Here is a 16529-nt window from a genome sequence, read left to right on the forward strand (position 1 = left end):
GCGAATCGACTGATTTGACGCTGACCATCCGATCTATCGCCGAGGATGATCCGCGCTTGCCGACATCCAATATCGCCGGCAATACGAGTTCAGAGCTGAAGGTTCAAGAACTCACAACAGATGCGCGGATTCTCGCAGGGAAATGGCCGCTGTTCGTGCCAGGGCAACCGATCTGGGTGACCTGTTCAGGCTTTGACAAGAATGGGGATCCCGTCAACAAAGACGTCAGGTCGGGAGAGTCCAATGATTCAGCGGATGGATTGTCGGTGCTCGCGCCGGTTGAGTGGTTGAAAACACTAAAAGATGGAAGTGAGCTGACGATTGCCTGTGCGGTCAATCTGGACGGATCTGCAAATGAAGCTGAAGCGGTGAGTTTTCCGCAACGCTCTTACATAATAAAAAGTTCCATTTCAATATATGAAGACTTTAAAAACACCGCAGACCAGCAGCTCCATCTAAACACACCCGTAACACTTGCGAGCGGCTTGATTATAAATGTATTAAGAAACGGAGTAATTCCGACGGCAATAAAACCCTATCTAAATATCGTGAGAGCCCTGCAAATACCAAGCAATTCGCTAATAAAATTTAGTTGGAAAGGCCTTGCCACAAGTATTAAGCTAGAGATCATATATATCGGTAAACCGAACCCCATCATTTTTTTTGACGTCAATGGTAACCCCATAGCAACAAGATATCTTCCTTATCCCACCTTCCACGACCCAATAACTTTCGAATATATAGCACCTACAGGCCAACACATATCTCACTTCAATATTGATGCAACGCCAGAAGCTGGAAATGATGATAAGGGCTTCATGATATTTTCTTTCAAAATAGACTAAGAAAAAAGGGGACGTATTTGAATGGCACTTACTTAACATGTTTAGCAGGAGAAAAAAGGGGACGTATTTATTTACCAGCAAATTCGCTCCCACAGAGAAATGCATTCCAGATGTGGGAGCTACGGTTCGACCTGCTCGCGAAAGCGACCTTACAAACAACACAGCTCATCGGGCATAAAAAAACCGCCACCGGATTTAACCGGATGGCGGTTTTTTTACTTCATCAGCATCAGGAATCGCGCCGCAGATCCGGCGGGATCGGCAGGTCGTCCTTGAGCGGTTCCGGGAACTTGCCCTTGCCCGCGCGGTGCTGGCGGATCTGGTAGACGTAGGCCAGTACCTGAGCGACCGCCAGGTACAGGCCGCCGGGGATTTCTTCTTCCAGCTCCGTGGAGTAATAGATCGAACGCGCCAGCGCCGGCGATTCGAGGAGCATGACGTTATTGGCCACGGCGATTTCGCGGATCTTCAGCGCCAGGAAGTCGCTGCCCTTGGCCAGCAGCATCGGCGCCCCGCCCTTCTCGGCGTCGTACTTGAGCGCCACGGCGTAGTGGGTCGGGTTGGTGATGACCACGTCCGCATCCGGGATCGCCGCCATCATCCGGCGCTGCGACATCTCGCGCTGGAGCTGGCGAATGCGCTGCTTGACCTCCGGCCGCCCCTCTTGATCCTTGTGTTCGTCGCGCACTTCCTGCTTGGTCATCTTGAGCTTCTTGATGCTCTCCCAGATCTGCACGGGCACGTCGACGGCGGCGATGATGATCAACCCGCACGCCAGCCACAGGGAACTCCAGCCCACCAGTTGCAAGCTGTGGATGATCGCCCGGTCCAGCGGCTCGTGAGCGATGCGCAGCAGGTCGTCGATGTCCGAATTGAGTACCACCAGCGCGACGCCCAAGGTGATGAGAAACTTGGCCAGCGCCTTGAGCAGTTCGACCACGGCCTTCATCGAGAACATCCGCTTGAGGCCCGCCGCCGGGTTCATCCGGCTGAACTTGGGGGCCAGCGAACCGGCGGCGAACAACCAGCCGCCCAGCGCAATCGGCCCCAGAAAGGCCGCCAGCAACAACGTGATCATGATCGGTTGGATCGCCAGCAATGCCTGCAATCCGGAACTCATCAGGAACGTCGCCATGGAGCGCTCATCCATGATCACTTCCCGCGACAGCGTGAAGTTCTGGCGCATCAGGTCCATCAAATCCTGCGCCAGCATCCCGCCAAAAATCAGCAGCGCGGCAGAGCCGGCGAGCATGATCGCCAGGGTGTTGAGCTCCTTGGAACGGGCAATCTCACCCTTTTCCCGGGAGTCCTTTTTGCGCTTCTCCGTGGGGTCTTCTGTTTTGTCCTGACCGCTTTCGCTCTCAGCCATGACTCAGCGCGCCTGTGCCAGTTCGCGTAAAAACTGCAAGGCCTCGGTGGCCAGCGGTTGATACTGATTGAGAATGTCCGCCAGCCCGACCCAGACGATGAACAGGCCGAGTACGAGGGTCAGCGGAAAGCCGATAGAGAAAATGTTGAGCTGTGGCGCAGCGCGGGTCATCACACCAAAGGCGATGTTGACCACCAGCAGCGCGGTGACCGCCGGCAGCACCAGCAACAAGGCGGCGCCCAGCACCCAGCCGAGCTTGCCGGCCAGCTCCCAGTAATGCGTGGTCATCAGCCCGCCGCCGACCGGCAGCGTGGTGAAGCTTTCCGTGAGCACTTCGAACACCACCAGGTGCCCGTTCATCGACAGGAACAGCAAGGTCACCAGCATCGTGAAGAACTGCCCGATCACCGCCACCGACACGCCGTTGGTAGGGTCGATCATCGACGCGAAGCCCATGCCCATCTGGATCGCGACGATCTGCCCCGCCACCACGAAGGCCTGAAAGAACAATTGCAGAGAGAAGCCCAACACCGCACCGACCAGAATCTGCTCGGCAATCAACAGCAGACCGCTGAGGTCCAGAGGGCTGACCGCCGGCATCGGCGGCAGGTTGGGCGTGATCACCACGGTGATCGCGAAGGCGAAGTACAGACGGATCCGCCGGGGCACCAGCGTGGTTCCGAAGACCGGCATCACCATCAACATCGAGGCGACGCGAAACAGCGGCAGCATGAACGTCGCCACCCAGGTACTGATCTGGGTATCCGTCAGCTGAAGCAGCGATTGCATGGCTTAGCCGATGACCATCGGGATGTTTTTGTACAACTGGGTGATGTATTCCATGAACGTCTGCACCAGCCACGGGCCGGCGACGATCAGCGTGACCAGCATCACCAGCAGACGCGGCAGGAAGCTCAGGGTCTGTTCGTTGATCTGGGTGGCGGCCTGGAACATTGACACCAGCAGGCCCACCAGCAGACTCGGGACCACCAGGATCGCCACCATCATGGTGGTCAGCCACAGGGCCTCGCGAAAGATGTCGACCGCTACTTCTGGCGTCATGGCGATACACCTCCGAAACTGCTGGCCAGGGTGCCAATGATCAGCGCCCAGCCATCCACCAGCACGAACAGCATGATTTTGAACGGCAGGGAAATGATCAGCGGCGACAGCATCATCATACCCATCGCCATCAGCACGCTCGCGACCACCAGGTCGATGATCAGAAACGGGATGAAGATCATGAAGCCGATCTGGAACGCGGTCTTCAGTTCAGACGTCACGAACGCCGGCACCAGAATGGTCAGCGGCGCAGCATCCGGAGTGGCGATGTCGGTGCGTTTGGACAGGCGCATGAACAGCTCCAGGTCGCTGGAGCGGGTCTGGGCGAGCATGAAGTCCTTGATCGGCACCTGAGCCTTTTCCACTGCCTGCTGGGCCGTCAGCTTTTCCGCGAGGTACGGCTGCAAGGCATCGTTGTTCACGCGATCGAACACCGGCGCCATGATGAACAGCGTCAGGAACAGCGCCATGCCGGTGAGGATCTGGTTCGACGGTGTCTGCTGCAAGCCCAGGGCCTGACGCAGGATCGAGAAGACGATGATGATCCGGGTGAAACTGGTCATCAGGATGACGGCGGCCGGAATGAAGCTCAGCGCCGTCATGATCAGCAGGATCTGCAGGCTGACCGAATACTCCTGCGCGCCCTCGGCATTGGTGCCCAAAGTGATCGCCGGGATCGACAACGGATCGGCGGCGAATGCCAGCGGCGCGGCCAACATCAAGGCCAGGGTCAAGACGATGCGCAACGCACCCATTACTTCTTATCCTTCTGATCCTTGCCGAGGATCTTCAACAGATGCTGGGCAAATTCCGGAGTCGCTTTGTCGGCGGTGCTCGGCACCTCGACCGGCTCTTTGAGCACGTGCAGCGCAGTGATGGTTCCGGGGCTGAGGCCGAGCAGAATCTGCTCGTTGCCGACCTGCACCAGCATCAGACGGTCACGCGGCCCGAGCGCGCGGGAACCGATCAACTCGATCACCTGGCCCTTGCCGGCGGGACCTGCCTGCTGCACCCGGCGCAACAGCCAGGCGAGGAAGAAAATCAACCCCAGCACCAGCAACAGACCCAGCACCAGTTGCGTCAGCTGACCCGCCACGCCGCTGTTGACGGCCGGCGCAGCCGCCGCTGCCGTGGTCGCCACCGGCTCGGCCGCCAGCACGCTGAACGGCAACGCCAGTGCCAGGCCGAACAACGCCCCCAGAAGCTTTTTCACTCAGCGCAGCTTCTTGATGCGTTCGCTCGGGCTGATCACGTCGGTCAGACGGATGCCGAACTTTTCGTTGACCACCACCACTTCACCGTGAGCGATCAGGGTGCCGTTGACCAACACGTCCAGCGGCTCGCCGGCCAGACGATCGAGCTCGATCACCGAACCCTGGTTGAGTTGCAGCAGGTTGCGGATGTTGATGTCGGTGCTGCCCACTTCCATCGAGATCGACACCGGGATGTCGAGAATCACGTCCAGGTTCGGACCGTCGAGGGTCACTGGATCGTTGTTCTTCGGCACGCTGCCGAACTCTTCCATCGGCAGACGGTTGGAGCTCGAAGCACCTGCATCGGCGGCCAGCAGCGCGTCGATGTCGGCCTGCCCGGCTTCACCGGTTTCTTCCAGGGCGGCAGCCCATTCATCGGCCAGTGCCTGATCGTCCTGGGTGTTCATATCGTCGTTCATCATTTGTCCTCGGCGGGCAAAAAACCGGTAAAAGAATCAGGGAGTGAGGGCGCCGCTTCAGCGGCGCTCGATCGGCTCGATAACCTGCAACGCGAGGTTGCCTTTGTGCGAGCCCATCTTGACCTTGAAGGCCGGCACACCGTTGGCGCGCATGATCATGTCTTCCGGCATCTCGACCGGAATCACGTCACCCGGCTGCATGTGCAGGATGTCGCGCAGTTTCAACTGGCGGCGGGCCACGGTGGCACCGATCGGCACGTCGACGTCGAGCACGTCCTGGCGCAGGGCATTGACCCAGCGTTCGTCCTGGTCGTCGAGGTCCGACTGGAAACCGGCGTCGAGCATTTCGCGCACCGGCTCGATCATCGAGTACGGCATGGTCACGTGCAGGTCGCCGCCACCGCCGTCGAGTTCGATGTGGAACGTGGAGACCACGATCGCTTCGCTCGGGCCGACGATGTTGGCCATGGCCGGGTTCACTTCCGAGTTGATGTACTCGAAGTTGACTTCCATGATCGCCTGCCAGGCTTCCTTCAAATCGACGAACGCCTGCTCCAGCACCATGCGCACCACGCGCAGTTCGGTCGGGGTGAATTCACGCCCTTCGATCTTGGCGTGACGGCCGTCGCCGCCGAAGAAGTTGTCCACCAGTTTGAACACCAGTTTGGCGTCGAGGATGAACAGCGCGGTGCCGCGCAGGGGTTTGATCTTGACCAGGTTGAGGCTGGTCGGCACGTACAGCGAGTGCACGTATTCGCCGAACTTCATCACCTGTACGCCACCGACGGCAACGTCCGCCGAGCGGCGCAGCATGTTGAACATGCTGATGCGGGTGTAGCGGGCAAAACGCTCGTTGATCATTTCCAGAGTCGGCATGCGTCCACGGACGATGCGATCCTGGCTGGTCAGGTCGTAGCTTTTGACACTGCCGGGTTCGGCAGCGTTATCGGTCTGTACCAGACCATCGTCGACGCCATGCAACAGCGCGTCGATTTCATCCTGGGACAGCAGATCCTGCACGGCCATGTCGTGTTCCTACTGCAGTACGAAATTAGTGAAAAGCAACTGTTCGATCACCACTTTGCCCAGCTCTTTCTGCGCCACTTCCTGGACGCTGGCTGTGGCCTTCTGGCGCAGCATCTCCTGACCGACCGGGGTCGCCAGCGTGGCGAAATCCTGACCGGAGAAGAGCATCACCAGGTTGTTGCGAATCACCGGCATGTGCACTTTGAGCGCTTCCAGATCCGCCTGATTGCGCGCCAGCATGGTGATGCTCACCTGCATGTAGCGCTGACGGCCGTTCTGGTTGTAGTTGGCCACGAAGGCCGGCGCCATCGGCTCGAAAATCGCCGGCTGCTTGCCGACCGGGGCCGCTTCGGCCGCCGCCTCGGGCTTGCTCTGGGCACTGTGCATGAAGAACCAGGTCGCCCCCACAGATGCGCCGATGGCCAGCAGCAATCCGAGCACGATCGCAATGATCATCTTGAGTTTGCCTTTGGTTGCGGGGTCTTTTACTGCTGCAGCTTCGCTCTTCGCCATGCCAATAATCCGTCACTAATCGGGTTTTCACAGTCGCACGGCAAGGCAAGAGCAAGTGTTATGCCAGAAGTGTAGGTAGTAGCGGAGACAACGCTGAAGTCAAAAGCAACCCTCACCCCAGCCCTCTCCCGGAGGGAGAGGGAGCCGATCGAGTTGTCTTGTTGTGATATATCGACCTGAGGCACCGAGTCGACTTGGATTCAGCCCAAACAATAAGGTTAGCGAGCATCTCAAGCATCCCCCAATCAGTTCCCTCTCCCTCCGGGCGGTCCGACGTTTCGGGAGGGCTAGGGTGAGGGGCTTTTGATTTGATCAGGCGTAGTAGTCGACGGCGCTGGAGCCGATCACGTGAGTGGCAGTAGCTGCCGCTTCAGCCACGGCCGTCGGGGTCAACTCTTCTTCAGCCGAATCCAGGCGACCGCCGGCAGCGCTGGTGCGACCACTCTGCCCCTGCTGCGCCTGTTCCTGGCCCTGGCCCTGCCAACCACGATTCTGGTCGGACACGTTGACGTCGACCTGCCCCATGCCTTGCTGGTTGAACATGTCGCGCAGGCGGTGCATCTGACCGTCGAGGGCTTCACGCACGCTCGGATGCGCGCTCATGAAGGTCACTTGGGTCTGCTGGTCCGGGACCATGTTCACCCGGATATCCAGACGCCCGAGCTCGGCCGGTTGCAACTGGATGTCAGCCGCCTTCAGGTTGTTGCTCGACAGGTACATGACGCGGTTGACCACTTCTTCGGTCCAGCCGTTCTGGTGCATGGCAATCGGTTGGTTCACCGGCACCGCGTTGGCGGTTTTCGGTGTGGCTGCCTGAGTCAGCGCCGCCAGACGGTTGGCGAAATCATCCACGCGGGTGTCGCTGGTGGCGGTCTTCAGGTCTTTCAAGCCGTCATCGATCAGGCCGCTGAACGCCTTCTCACCGCCCTGGCTGGTGCTGTCCTTGTCCGCCTGCACATCGAGCATGCTGGCCATGCCGGCAGCGAAGTTCTGCGCCGAGGTCAATTCACCGTCGGCCTGCGCCTGGGCCGGAGTGGCTTTGGGCTGGGACTGGCTGGAAGCGGAAATGTGACCGCTCTGCTCCATGGCCAGGCGCACGGCGGGAAGCGAATCCAGCGGATCCGCCTCGGGGTCGAAGGCCGGGTCAGTGGCCGGCGCCGGATCCTTGACCATTCCTGGCAATGCCGCCACGGCAGGTTTGTCGGTTTCCGGCTGCGCAGCTGTCTCGACGACCGGCGTGTCCACCACCGGTGCCGTGACGACGGGCTCCACCGCCGCCACCAGTGCCGGGTCCACCGGCGCCGTTTCGGCAACGGGGGCCGGCGCTGTTTCAGCCGTTTCGTCATCGGCCGTGGTCTTGTCGTCCGTTGCCGCCGTCGCCGGTTTGTCGGCGGGCAAGGCTTTGCCGCTATCGGCAACCGTCGGCGTCGGGGCGGCAGACTGATCCTTGCCGAGGTCTTTCTTGCCGCTGTTGTCGGCAACCTTGTCACGGGCAGGTTTGAGCGAATTGTCGACGGTCACCGAGGGCTTGTTCGCGCCCTGGTCGGCGAACACCTGAGCGAAGCTGGAGGCCTTGTCCCCGGGCTCTGCGGCCACTGCCGATGATTTGGCCGAGGCAGCTTGCGCCTTGGCCTGGGCGGCGGTCTGAAGAAGAATGTTGGGGCTTGCAGGCATGGCACGGTCTCCGCTGCACTGGGATCGTAGGTACAGTTGGGATAGATGACTGCAAGTGCCGGGCCAGTTTCGCCAGGAAACCTGCAAAACCGCCCGACGGCAGAATCAGTGCGTCAGCGAGCGCTGTCGCTCGGCGATATATACGGGCCGCACATCGGCGAATTCGCTATGAATATCGGCGACCAGTTTGATGATTTCAGAAGGGCTTTTGTCTTTGGCATGCTGTTCCAGCTCCTGGCACAGCACCGCAAGACGGGTTGCACCCATGTTGCTGCTGCTGCCCTTGAAGCTGTGCGCAACGGAAGACAATGCGTCGGCATCGGCAGTCTGCTGCAACTCGCGCAGGCGATTTTCGGAATCGGCGAGGAAGGTATCCAGCAGTTCCGGATAGCTGTCTTCCATCACTTCCCGCAGCGCGCTCAGCGCTTCGTGGTCCACATGTGTATCAGCCACTTGTTCACTCCTTGATCAAGAATGCGCGGATTATGCCAGAGCCTCCCAGAAAAACTCCACGCGGGCACTGCGACCATCGTCTGACCAACTGGCATTACGCGCCAATTGCCGGATCAGACTGACACCGCGCCCCGACAGACGGACATCGTCGAGCGGCCGCTCCATCACGCGCGCGACGTCGAATCCCTGGCCGCTGTCTTCGACTCGCACCACTAGACAACCACCCTCGCCTTCCGGCCGCACCTGCAAATGCACCCGCACGTAACCGTCCTGCAGGGCCTCGAGGCGCGCATTGCGCTGCTCGTAATAATGGGCGAAACCCGAAGCATCGCGCTTGAGGCTCGAGTCCAGGCCCAGTACACCATGCTCCAGCGCATTGGAATAAAGCTCGGCCAGCACGCTGTACAACGCGCCACTCTGCGCCCGCAATCCATGCACTTCCAGCAGCAACTGCAACAGGTAAGGCAACGGATTGAAGCGCTTGAGCGTGGCACCGCGAAATTCGAAGCTCACTGACCAGTCCAGCGGACAGGACTGGCCGCTGTCGGAATACACCGGCGCCGATGGATTGATCTGCTCGGCCTCCAGCAGGCTGACTTCGACCATGCTCACATCGTCCCGGGCCTCACCGCGAAAGTCCTGCAACGCCTGCTCGATGTCCTCGAACAGCCGATCCGGCTGGCGATTGGCAGCAAACACCTGGTGCAGGCGCTCGACACCAAACAACTGATCGTTGGCATCGCAGGTGTCGATGACCCCGTCCGAGAGCAAGAACACCCGATCACCCACCGCCATCGGGTGAACCTCGGTGCGGTCATCGAAAGTCTGCGGGCTGAGCACCCCCAGCGGCAGGTGGCGTGCCGCCAGCGGCGTGCGCTCCCCGGTGGCGAGACAATGCAGATAGCCGTCGGGCATGCCGCCGTTCCAGACCTCCACCGAGCGCCGCTGAAAACTCAGGCACAACAGCGTCGCGCAGCAGAACATGTCCACCGGCAGGATGCGCTTGAGCTTGGCGTTCATTTCCCGCAGGGTCTCGGCCAGGCCGTAACCCTTGGCCGTCATGCCATAGAACACCTCGGCAAGCGGCATGGCGCCGACCGCCGCCGGCAAACCGTGACCGGTGAAATCACCGAGCAACACATGCATGTCGCCGGCCGGGGTGTACGCGGCCAACAACAGGTCGCCGTTGAACAGCGCATAGGGTGATTGCAGGTAACGGATGTTCGGTGCACTCAGGCAACCGGAATGCGCGACCTTGTCGAACACGGCCTTGGCGACCCGCTGCTCGTTGAGCAGATAGTCGTGGTGTTTGGCGATCAGATCGCGCTGCTGAAGAACCGTGGCCTGTAAACGTCGCAAGCGATCCATCGCCTTTATTTTGGCGGCGAGGATCACCTGGTTGTAAGGCTTCGCCAGAAAGTCGTCACCGCCGGCCTCAAGGCAACGGGCCAGGGCTTCACTTTCCGTCAGCGACGTGAGGAAGATGATCGGCACCAGGTTCTCACCCGCCAGCTTCTTGATCTGGCGTGCGGCTTCAAACCCGTCCATCACCGGCATCATGGCGTCCATCAATACCAGATGCGGTTTTTGCCGGATAAAGGCTTCAACCGCCTCCGCACCGTGAGTGGCCGTCAGCACTTCATGCCCCTGACGACGGACGATGGTCGACAACAACAGCCGGTCAGCGGCGCTGTCTTCGGCAATCAGGATCGTCAGCGGCTCTTGCGGCTGCATGGCCGTCAACTGATGTCGAACAGTTTGTCGAAGTTGGAGATGGCGAGGATCTTGCGCACATCCGAATTGCTGTTGACCACCCGCACATCCGAGTCGTCACCGCCGGCGTGATCACGTAAGAGAAGCAACATGCCCAGGGCCGAACTGTCGAGATAGGTGGCATCCTTGAGATCCACCACGATGGAGTCAGGCTTTTTAGTGAGCCGCTCGTAGGACTCGCGAAATTCCTGATGGCGACCGAAGTCGAATCGGCCCTTGACGGAAATCGTCAACTTTTGCCCATCCGCAGACACTTCTGTAACGACTGACATGTACTGGCTTCCTTGTCATTGACGAACCTGTACAAGGTGTAGCACTTGGAGGGGTCATGGGCAAGGCGCGATAGCGTCGGGATCTGTCAGAGATCGGCTCGTCAAAACGCCTCATGACGCGGCAAACGCTGGGACAACTCGTCCAGCAGCTTCTGTTCGCGCTTGTCTTCGGCGCGCTGGGCTTCGTCGCGGTAGCGTTGTACAAGTTTGCGCAGGCCCTCGACCCGGGCGAATGCCTGTTGCCAGGCGTCACGGGCCTTGTCCAGGTTGTTCTGGTGCCATTGCAGGCTCTGGCGCTGCTGATCGACGGCGGTGTCGAGTTGCGCCAGGAAGCCCTGAAAACCCAGCAGCCATTGGCCGGTCACGCCGGTGCTGCCGCGCACGATCCACTGCTGCGAATAATCCAGACGAAAGGCGTTGAGGTCGGCGAGTTTGCTCTCGGCGACTTTCACCTGCCCCTGAAAGTAGCCCAGACGCTGCACGGCGGTTTTCTCGGCCTTCTCGGCCATGTCCACCACCGGCGCCAGACGCGCGGCTCGACTCAGAGCCATGACCGGTTACCCGCCGGCCGCCGGGGCGAAAATCGTTTCGAGGTACGCCTCGCTTTCACCCAGGCTGATTTTGTCGTTGAGCCCCTGACGCAGGTATCTGACCAGTTGCGGTTGCAGATTGATGGCGAGGTCCGTCTCGCGGTCACCGCCAGCGACATAGGCGCCGACGCTGATCAGGTCGCGGCTCTGTTGATAGCGCGACCACAGCTGCTTGAAGTATTGCGCGCGCTGCATGTGTTCCGGCGCCACGACTGCAGGCATTACCCGGCTGATCGAGGCTTCGATATCGATGGCCGGGTAATGCCCTTCCTCGGCCAGCCGCCGGGACAGCACGATGTGCCCGTCGAGTACCCCCCGCGCGGAGTCGGCAATCGGGTCCTGCTGGTCATCGCCCTCGGACAGCACGGTATAGAACGCTGTGATCGAACCACCGCCCTTCTCCGCGTTACCGGCGCGCTCCACCAGTTTCGGCAGTTTGGCGAATACCGACGGCGGATAACCCTTGGTCGCCGGCGGCTCACCGATGGCCAGGGCGATTTCCCGCTGGGCCTGGGCGAAACGGGTCAGGGAATCCATCAGCAGCAGGACGTTCTTGCCCTTGTCGCGGAAATATTCGGCGATCCGCGTGCAGTACATCGCCGCACGTAAACGCATCAGCGGCGCATCGTCCGCCGGCGACGCCACCACCACGGAGCGCTTGAGGCCTTCTTCACCGAGGATGTGCTCGATGAACTCTTTAACTTCCCGACCCCGCTCACCGATCAGGCCGACGACGATAATGTCGGCCTCGGTAAAGCGGGTCATCATGCCCAGCAGCACGGATTTACCGACACCGGTACCGGCGAACAGACCCAGACGCTGACCGCGACCGACCGTCAACAATCCGTTGATGCTACGGATGCCGACGTCCAGCGGTTCGCTGATCGGGTCTCGGTTGAGCGGGTTGATCGTCGGGCCGTCCATCGGCACCCAGTCTTCGGCCTTCATGCCGCCCTTGCCGTCCAGCGCCCGTCCGGCGCCGTCCAGCACGCGACCGAGCATGCTCATGCCCATCGGCAAGCGACCGGTGTCGGCCAGCGGCACCACGCGGGCGCCCGGGGCAATGCCGGCCACGCTGCCGACCGGCATCAGGAACACCTTGCTGCCGGAAAAGCCCATGACTTCGGCCTCAACCTGGGACGGGTGATAGGTGTCGTCGTTGATCACCATGCAGCGGGTGCCCATGGCGGCGCGCAGGCCTTCGGCTTCGAGCGTCAGGCCGACCATGCGCAGCAGGCGACCTTCGAGAATCGGCGCACCGGCGATTTCGGTGGCCTCGGCGTAGGTGCTCAGGCGCTTGGCGAAGCTGGTGCGTTCAAGGCGCATCGGGGGCGTCCGCGAGCGGCTCTTCTGCGACCGGTGCCGGTTTCGGCGTTTCCGGCAAGTCCAGGCTCAGGTCCGGCGCGGCCGGGTGCAGGGCCTGCTCATGCAACTGGTCGAACAGCTTGGACATGACCTGGCTGACGCGGGTTTCGATACTGGCGTCGATCCGGCTGTGGTCGGTCTCGACCCGGCAACCGCCCGGCAGTAGGGTTTCGTCCTCGACGATGCGCCAGGTTTCCTCATGACGTTCGCGCAGGGCTTTGACCTGCTCGAAATCCTGCGGATTGACGTACAGCCGCACATTGCCCACGCCCAGCGGCAACAGCTTGAGCGCGTCGCGCATGACGTGTTCGATCTGCGTCGAGTCGATGGCCAGTTCGCGCTGAATCACCTGTTTGGCGATGTGCTGCACGAGGTCGACCAGCGATTTTTCGATCTGGGTGTCTTGCTCGGCAATAGGCTCGAACAGGTGCGCCATCAGTTGCTCAAGGCTGTCGACCTTGGCCGTCAGGACCACTTCGGCTTCCTGACGCACCTTGAGGGTGGCGCTGTGAAAGCCTTCCTTTTCGCCGATGGCGAAGCCCTCGTTGTAGGCCTCCTGACGGATGCTTTCGAGCTCTTCGAGGGTCAGTGGCTGGACTTCCTCCAGCGGCACTTCTTCCATTTCCGGCGGTTCGGGCTCCGGTTCCGGCTCGGGCTCAGGCGCCGGCGGATCGAAGCTGGGCAAGGCCCAGGTATCGAAACCGCGGACGTCCCGGGCACGGATCAGGTCCGTCACATCGTCGTCATGCTTGTCCATGGGCTTAGATCATTTCCTCGCCGCCCTTGCCACCGAGCACGATTTCTCCGGCTTCGGCCATACGGCGGGCGATGGTGAGGATTTCCTTCTGCGCGGTCTCCACGTCGCTGACGCGCACCGGGCCCTTGGCCTCGAGGTCGTCGCGCAGCAGTTCGGCGGCACGCTTGGACATGTTCTTGAAAATCTTCTCCTTGACGCCTTCGTCCGAACCCTTGAGGGCCAGCACCAGCACATCGGAAGAGACTTCGCGCAACAGTGCCTGGATCCCGCGGTCGTCGACATCGGCCAGGTTGTTGAACACGAACATGAGGTCTTCGATCTGACCGGACAGGTCTTCGTCGACTTCGCGGATCGAGTCCATGAGCTGGCCTTCGATCGAGCTGTCGAGAAAGTTCATGATGTCCGCCGCCCGCTTGATGCCACCCAGGGTGGTGCGCGAAGCGTTCGAGTTGCCGGAGAACTGCTTCTCGAGGATCTGGTTCAATTCTTTCAGCGCGGCCGGCTGCACGGTGTTCAACGACGAGACGCGCAGGATGATGTCCAGACGCACCTTGTGGTCGAAGTTGCCCAGCACTTCACCGGCCTGATCCGGATCGAGGTACGCCACCACGATCGCCTGGATCTGTGGGTGCTCGTAACGGATCACGTCGGCAACGGCGCGCGGCTCCATCCATTTCAGGCTGTCGAGGCCACTGGTGTTGCCGCCCAGCAGAATGCGGTCGATCAGGCCGTTGGCCTTGTCTTCACCCAGGGCCTGGGTGAGCATTTTGCGCACGTAGTCGTCGGAGCCGACGCCCAGGCTGGTCTGGTCGCCGACGATGTCGACGAACTCGCTCATGACCTGCTCGACCTGCTCACGGTGGACGTTGCCCATCTGGGCCATGGCCACGCCGACTCGCTGGACCTCTTTGGGGCCCATGTGGCGCAGCACTTGTGCGGCATCGGTCGAACCCAGGGACAGCAGCAGAATCGCGGCTTTATCGACCCGGGACAGTTTGGCGACGGCGGCTCGGTTATCACTCATCTGCGTTAATCCACTCTTTCACGACCTGGGCCACACGACCCGGGTCTTCTGCCACCAGACTCTTGATTGCGTTCAACTGAGCGTCATAACCCTCGCTCGGGCTCGGCAGCAGGATGCTGGTCGGGCCGCCGAGGCTGACGCGATCGTTGGACAGTTCACCGTCCAGACCGCCCATGCCACCGAGTTCCATGTCGCCGCCCAGACCGGCCAGCTCCTTGCTTTTGCCGCCACCGGTGATGTTGTTGAGCACCGGACGCAGCACGCCGAACACCAGCACCAGGATGAACAACACGCCCAGCACTTGTTTGACGATGTCCCAGAACCATGGCTGGGAGTAGAACGGAATGTCGGCGATCACTTCGCCGCGCTCGGCGGAGAACGGCATGTTGATCACGCTGACGCTGTCGCCACGGCTGGCGTCGAAGCCGACGGCGTCCTGTACCAGACGGGTGAAGCGCGCCAATTCGTCGGCGCTCCACGGCGCACGTGTGGTTTCACCGTTGGCCGGGTTGATCTTGACCTGATCGTCCACCACCACCGACACCGACAGGCGATTCAGGCGACCCTGCTGCTGTTTGGTGTGGCTGATGGAGCGGTCGAGCTCGAAGTTCTTGGTGGATTGTTGACGCTTGTCCGCCGGATACGGCGCGAGCATCGGCTGGCCGGTGGCCGGGTCCATGATCTGCTGACCGTTGGCATCAACCAGTGGCTGGCCTGGCTGCACCATGCTCGCCGGGGCGGCGGCGCCACCGGTGGTCTGCGGCGCCGAAGCCGGCGAAGGTGGCTGGTTGCTCAAGGCACCCGGCACACCTTGCGGGCCATTGCTGGCAGTGCGTTGTTCGTTGACCGACTGTTCGCTGCGCAGGGCCGGTTGATCCGGGTTGAACTGCTCGGCGGTCGATTCGACGGCACTGAAATCGACGTCAGCCGAGACTTCAGCCTTGTAGCGATCGTTGCCCAGTACCGGTTGCAGAATGTTGTGCACACGCTGGGTGAGCATGCTTTCCATGCGGCGGCTGTAGTCGAACTGCTTGCCGGCCATGGTCATTTCGGAGTTTTCCGCCTGATCCGACAGCAGGTTGCCCTTCTGGTCGACGACGGTGATCTGCGATTTGCTCAGCTCGGGAACGGAGGTGGCCACCAGGTTGATGATGGCAACGACCTGGCCTGGCTCCAGCGAACGACCGGAGTACAGCTCGACCAGTACCGAAGCGCTTGGCTTGCGTTCATCACGGACGAACACCGAACTTTTCGGGATCGCCAGGTGAACGCGCGCGCCCTTGACGTTGTTCAGGCTGGAAATGGTGCGGGCCAGTTCGCCTTCCAGGCCGCGACGATAACGGGTCGCTTCCATGAACTGGCTGGTGCCCAGACCCTGTTCCTTGTCGAGGATTTCAAAACCGATGTTGCCGTCGCTGGGAGTGACACCAGCGGCCGCGAGCTTGAGCCGCGCACGGGACAGGTCATCGGCCTTGACCAGCAAGGCGCCGGAATTCGGTTCGACGGTGTAGGGAATGTCGGCGGAGGCCAGGGTGTCCATGACCTGCTTGGCGTCCATGCCGGCAAGGCTGCCGTACAGAGGCCGGTAGTCCGGTTGCTGCGACCACAGCACCACGGCAAAGCCAATCGCCACGCTCGCGGCCAGGCCGACCAACAGGCCCACCTGACGCAGCACGGTCATCTCGGAGAGGTTTTCCAGGAAGGACAGGCCGAACAACGGCGGTTTGCCGTCTATCGGGGTGGCCTTGGCCGGAACGTTATCGGCGACTGCTTCTGCCATGACTCAATCTCGTCCTTAAACCGGCATCTGCATGATGTCTTGATAAGCCTGAACCAGCTTGTTGCGCACCTGGGTCAGGGCCTGGAACGATACGCTGGCTTTCTGCGACGCAATCATCACGTCCGTCAGATCGACGCCGCTCTTGCCGATCTCGAATGCGTTGGCCAATTGGCTCGACGCCTGCTGGGTATCGTTCACTTTGTTGATGGCTTGACCGAGCATGTCGGAAAAGTTGCTGCCTGCCACTTCCGGGACAGCGGAAGTCGATTTCGGCTTCGACATGGCGTCCATTTGCATGGCCTTCATGTCCATCATCAACCGATTAAATTCAATACCTTGGCTCATGGTCTACTC

At 60.9% G+C, this 16529-nt stretch carries 19 protein-coding genes; 1 reads left to right on the forward strand and 18 read right to left on the reverse strand.

The features are described 5' to 3' along the window. The coding region (locus ACM6JM_RS06430) for a hypothetical protein (protein WP_414881496.1) at positions 1-845 on the forward strand (845 nt) is incomplete at its 5' end. Positions 846-1074: 229 nt separating this feature from the next. On the opposite strand, the gene flhB is transcribed toward ACM6JM_RS06430, so the two are convergent. The 18 genes from flhB to fliE form a co-directional block, all read right to left on the reverse strand. Then, a complete protein-coding gene (flhB, locus tag ACM6JM_RS06435) occupies positions 1075-2214 on the reverse strand; it encodes a flagellar biosynthesis protein FlhB (protein WP_074687541.1) in 1140 nt (379 codons plus the stop codon). Between the two features lie 3 nt (positions 2215-2217). Beyond that, positions 2218-3003 (reverse strand): flagellar biosynthetic protein FliR, encoded by a 786-nt coding sequence (gene fliR / locus ACM6JM_RS06440; protein WP_039765607.1) that lies wholly within the window; start codon positions 3001-3003, stop codon positions 2218-2220. 3 nt (positions 3004-3006) lie between these two features. Continuing rightward, entirely contained in the window at positions 3007-3276 is a 270-nt protein-coding gene (fliQ, locus tag ACM6JM_RS06445; RefSeq protein WP_007951951.1) for a flagellar biosynthesis protein FliQ, read from the reverse strand. Next, complete coding sequence (gene fliP / locus ACM6JM_RS06450) at positions 3273-4031, reverse strand: flagellar type III secretion system pore protein FliP (protein WP_039765605.1); 759 nt, start codon at positions 4029-4031, stop codon at positions 3273-3275. The genes fliQ and fliP overlap by 4 nt, the downstream gene beginning before the upstream one ends. After that, entirely contained in the window at positions 4031-4489 is a 459-nt protein-coding gene (gene fliO, locus ACM6JM_RS06455) for a flagellar biosynthetic protein FliO (protein ID WP_074687540.1), read from the reverse strand. The genes fliP and fliO overlap by 1 nt, the downstream gene beginning before the upstream one ends. Further along, entirely contained in the window at positions 4490-4948 is a 459-nt protein-coding gene (gene fliN, locus ACM6JM_RS06460) for a flagellar motor switch protein FliN (protein ID WP_007951948.1), read from the reverse strand. A 57-nt stretch (positions 4949-5005) separates the two neighbouring features. Next, entirely contained in the window at positions 5006-5974 is a 969-nt protein-coding gene (fliM, locus tag ACM6JM_RS06465) for a flagellar motor switch protein FliM (RefSeq protein ID WP_003222890.1), read from the reverse strand. Between the two features lie 9 nt (positions 5975-5983). Beyond that, positions 5984-6487: a flagellar basal body-associated protein FliL gene (gene fliL / locus ACM6JM_RS06470; RefSeq protein WP_007951946.1), complete on the reverse strand. Its 504-nt coding sequence runs from the start codon at positions 6485-6487 to the stop codon at positions 5984-5986. A gap of 312 nt (positions 6488-6799) precedes the next feature. After that, a complete protein-coding gene (locus tag ACM6JM_RS06475; RefSeq protein WP_414881497.1) occupies positions 6800-8161 on the reverse strand; it encodes a flagellar hook-length control protein FliK in 1362 nt (453 codons plus the stop codon). Positions 8162-8266: 105 nt separating this feature from the next. Beyond that, entirely contained in the window at positions 8267-8614 is a 348-nt protein-coding gene (locus ACM6JM_RS06480; protein ID WP_414881498.1) for an Hpt domain-containing protein, read from the reverse strand. A 30-nt stretch (positions 8615-8644) separates the two neighbouring features. Next, positions 8645-10348, reverse strand: coding sequence for an ATP-binding SpoIIE family protein phosphatase (locus ACM6JM_RS06485; RefSeq protein WP_414881499.1), 1704 nt, complete (start codon positions 10346-10348; stop codon positions 8645-8647). 5 nt (positions 10349-10353) lie between these two features. After that, positions 10354-10659: an STAS domain-containing protein gene (locus ACM6JM_RS06490; RefSeq protein ID WP_039765597.1), complete on the reverse strand. Its 306-nt coding sequence runs from the start codon at positions 10657-10659 to the stop codon at positions 10354-10356. A gap of 101 nt (positions 10660-10760) precedes the next feature. Beyond that, the gene (fliJ, locus tag ACM6JM_RS06495) at positions 10761-11210 is read right to left on the reverse strand and encodes a flagellar export protein FliJ (RefSeq protein ID WP_011333052.1); all 450 of its coding nucleotides are present in this window, start codon (positions 11208-11210) and stop codon (positions 10761-10763) included. Positions 11211-11216: 6 nt separating this feature from the next. Continuing rightward, positions 11217-12575: a flagellar protein export ATPase FliI gene (gene fliI / locus ACM6JM_RS06500; protein ID WP_039765593.1), complete on the reverse strand. Its 1359-nt coding sequence runs from the start codon at positions 12573-12575 to the stop codon at positions 11217-11219. Then, complete coding sequence (gene fliH, locus ACM6JM_RS06505) at positions 12565-13371, reverse strand: flagellar assembly protein FliH (protein ID WP_039765590.1); 807 nt, start codon at positions 13369-13371, stop codon at positions 12565-12567. The genes fliI and fliH overlap by 11 nt, the downstream gene beginning before the upstream one ends. A 4-nt stretch (positions 13372-13375) precedes the next feature. Beyond that, complete coding sequence (gene fliG / locus ACM6JM_RS06510; protein ID WP_007958288.1) at positions 13376-14395, reverse strand: flagellar motor switch protein FliG; 1020 nt, start codon at positions 14393-14395, stop codon at positions 13376-13378. Next, entirely contained in the window at positions 14388-16175 is a 1788-nt protein-coding gene (gene fliF / locus ACM6JM_RS06515) for a flagellar basal-body MS-ring/collar protein FliF (RefSeq protein WP_007958290.1), read from the reverse strand. The genes fliG and fliF overlap by 8 nt, the downstream gene beginning before the upstream one ends. 15 nt (positions 16176-16190) lie before the next feature. Further along, positions 16191-16520 (reverse strand): flagellar hook-basal body complex protein FliE, encoded by a 330-nt coding sequence (gene fliE, locus ACM6JM_RS06520; protein WP_011333048.1) that lies wholly within the window; start codon positions 16518-16520, stop codon positions 16191-16193. Between the last annotated feature and the right edge of the window lie 9 nt (positions 16521-16529).

This window comes from Pseudomonas sp. IT-P2 (assembly GCF_949767575.1).
Taxonomy (GTDB): Bacteria; Pseudomonadota; Gammaproteobacteria; order Pseudomonadales; family Pseudomonadaceae; genus Aquipseudomonas; species Aquipseudomonas pharyngis.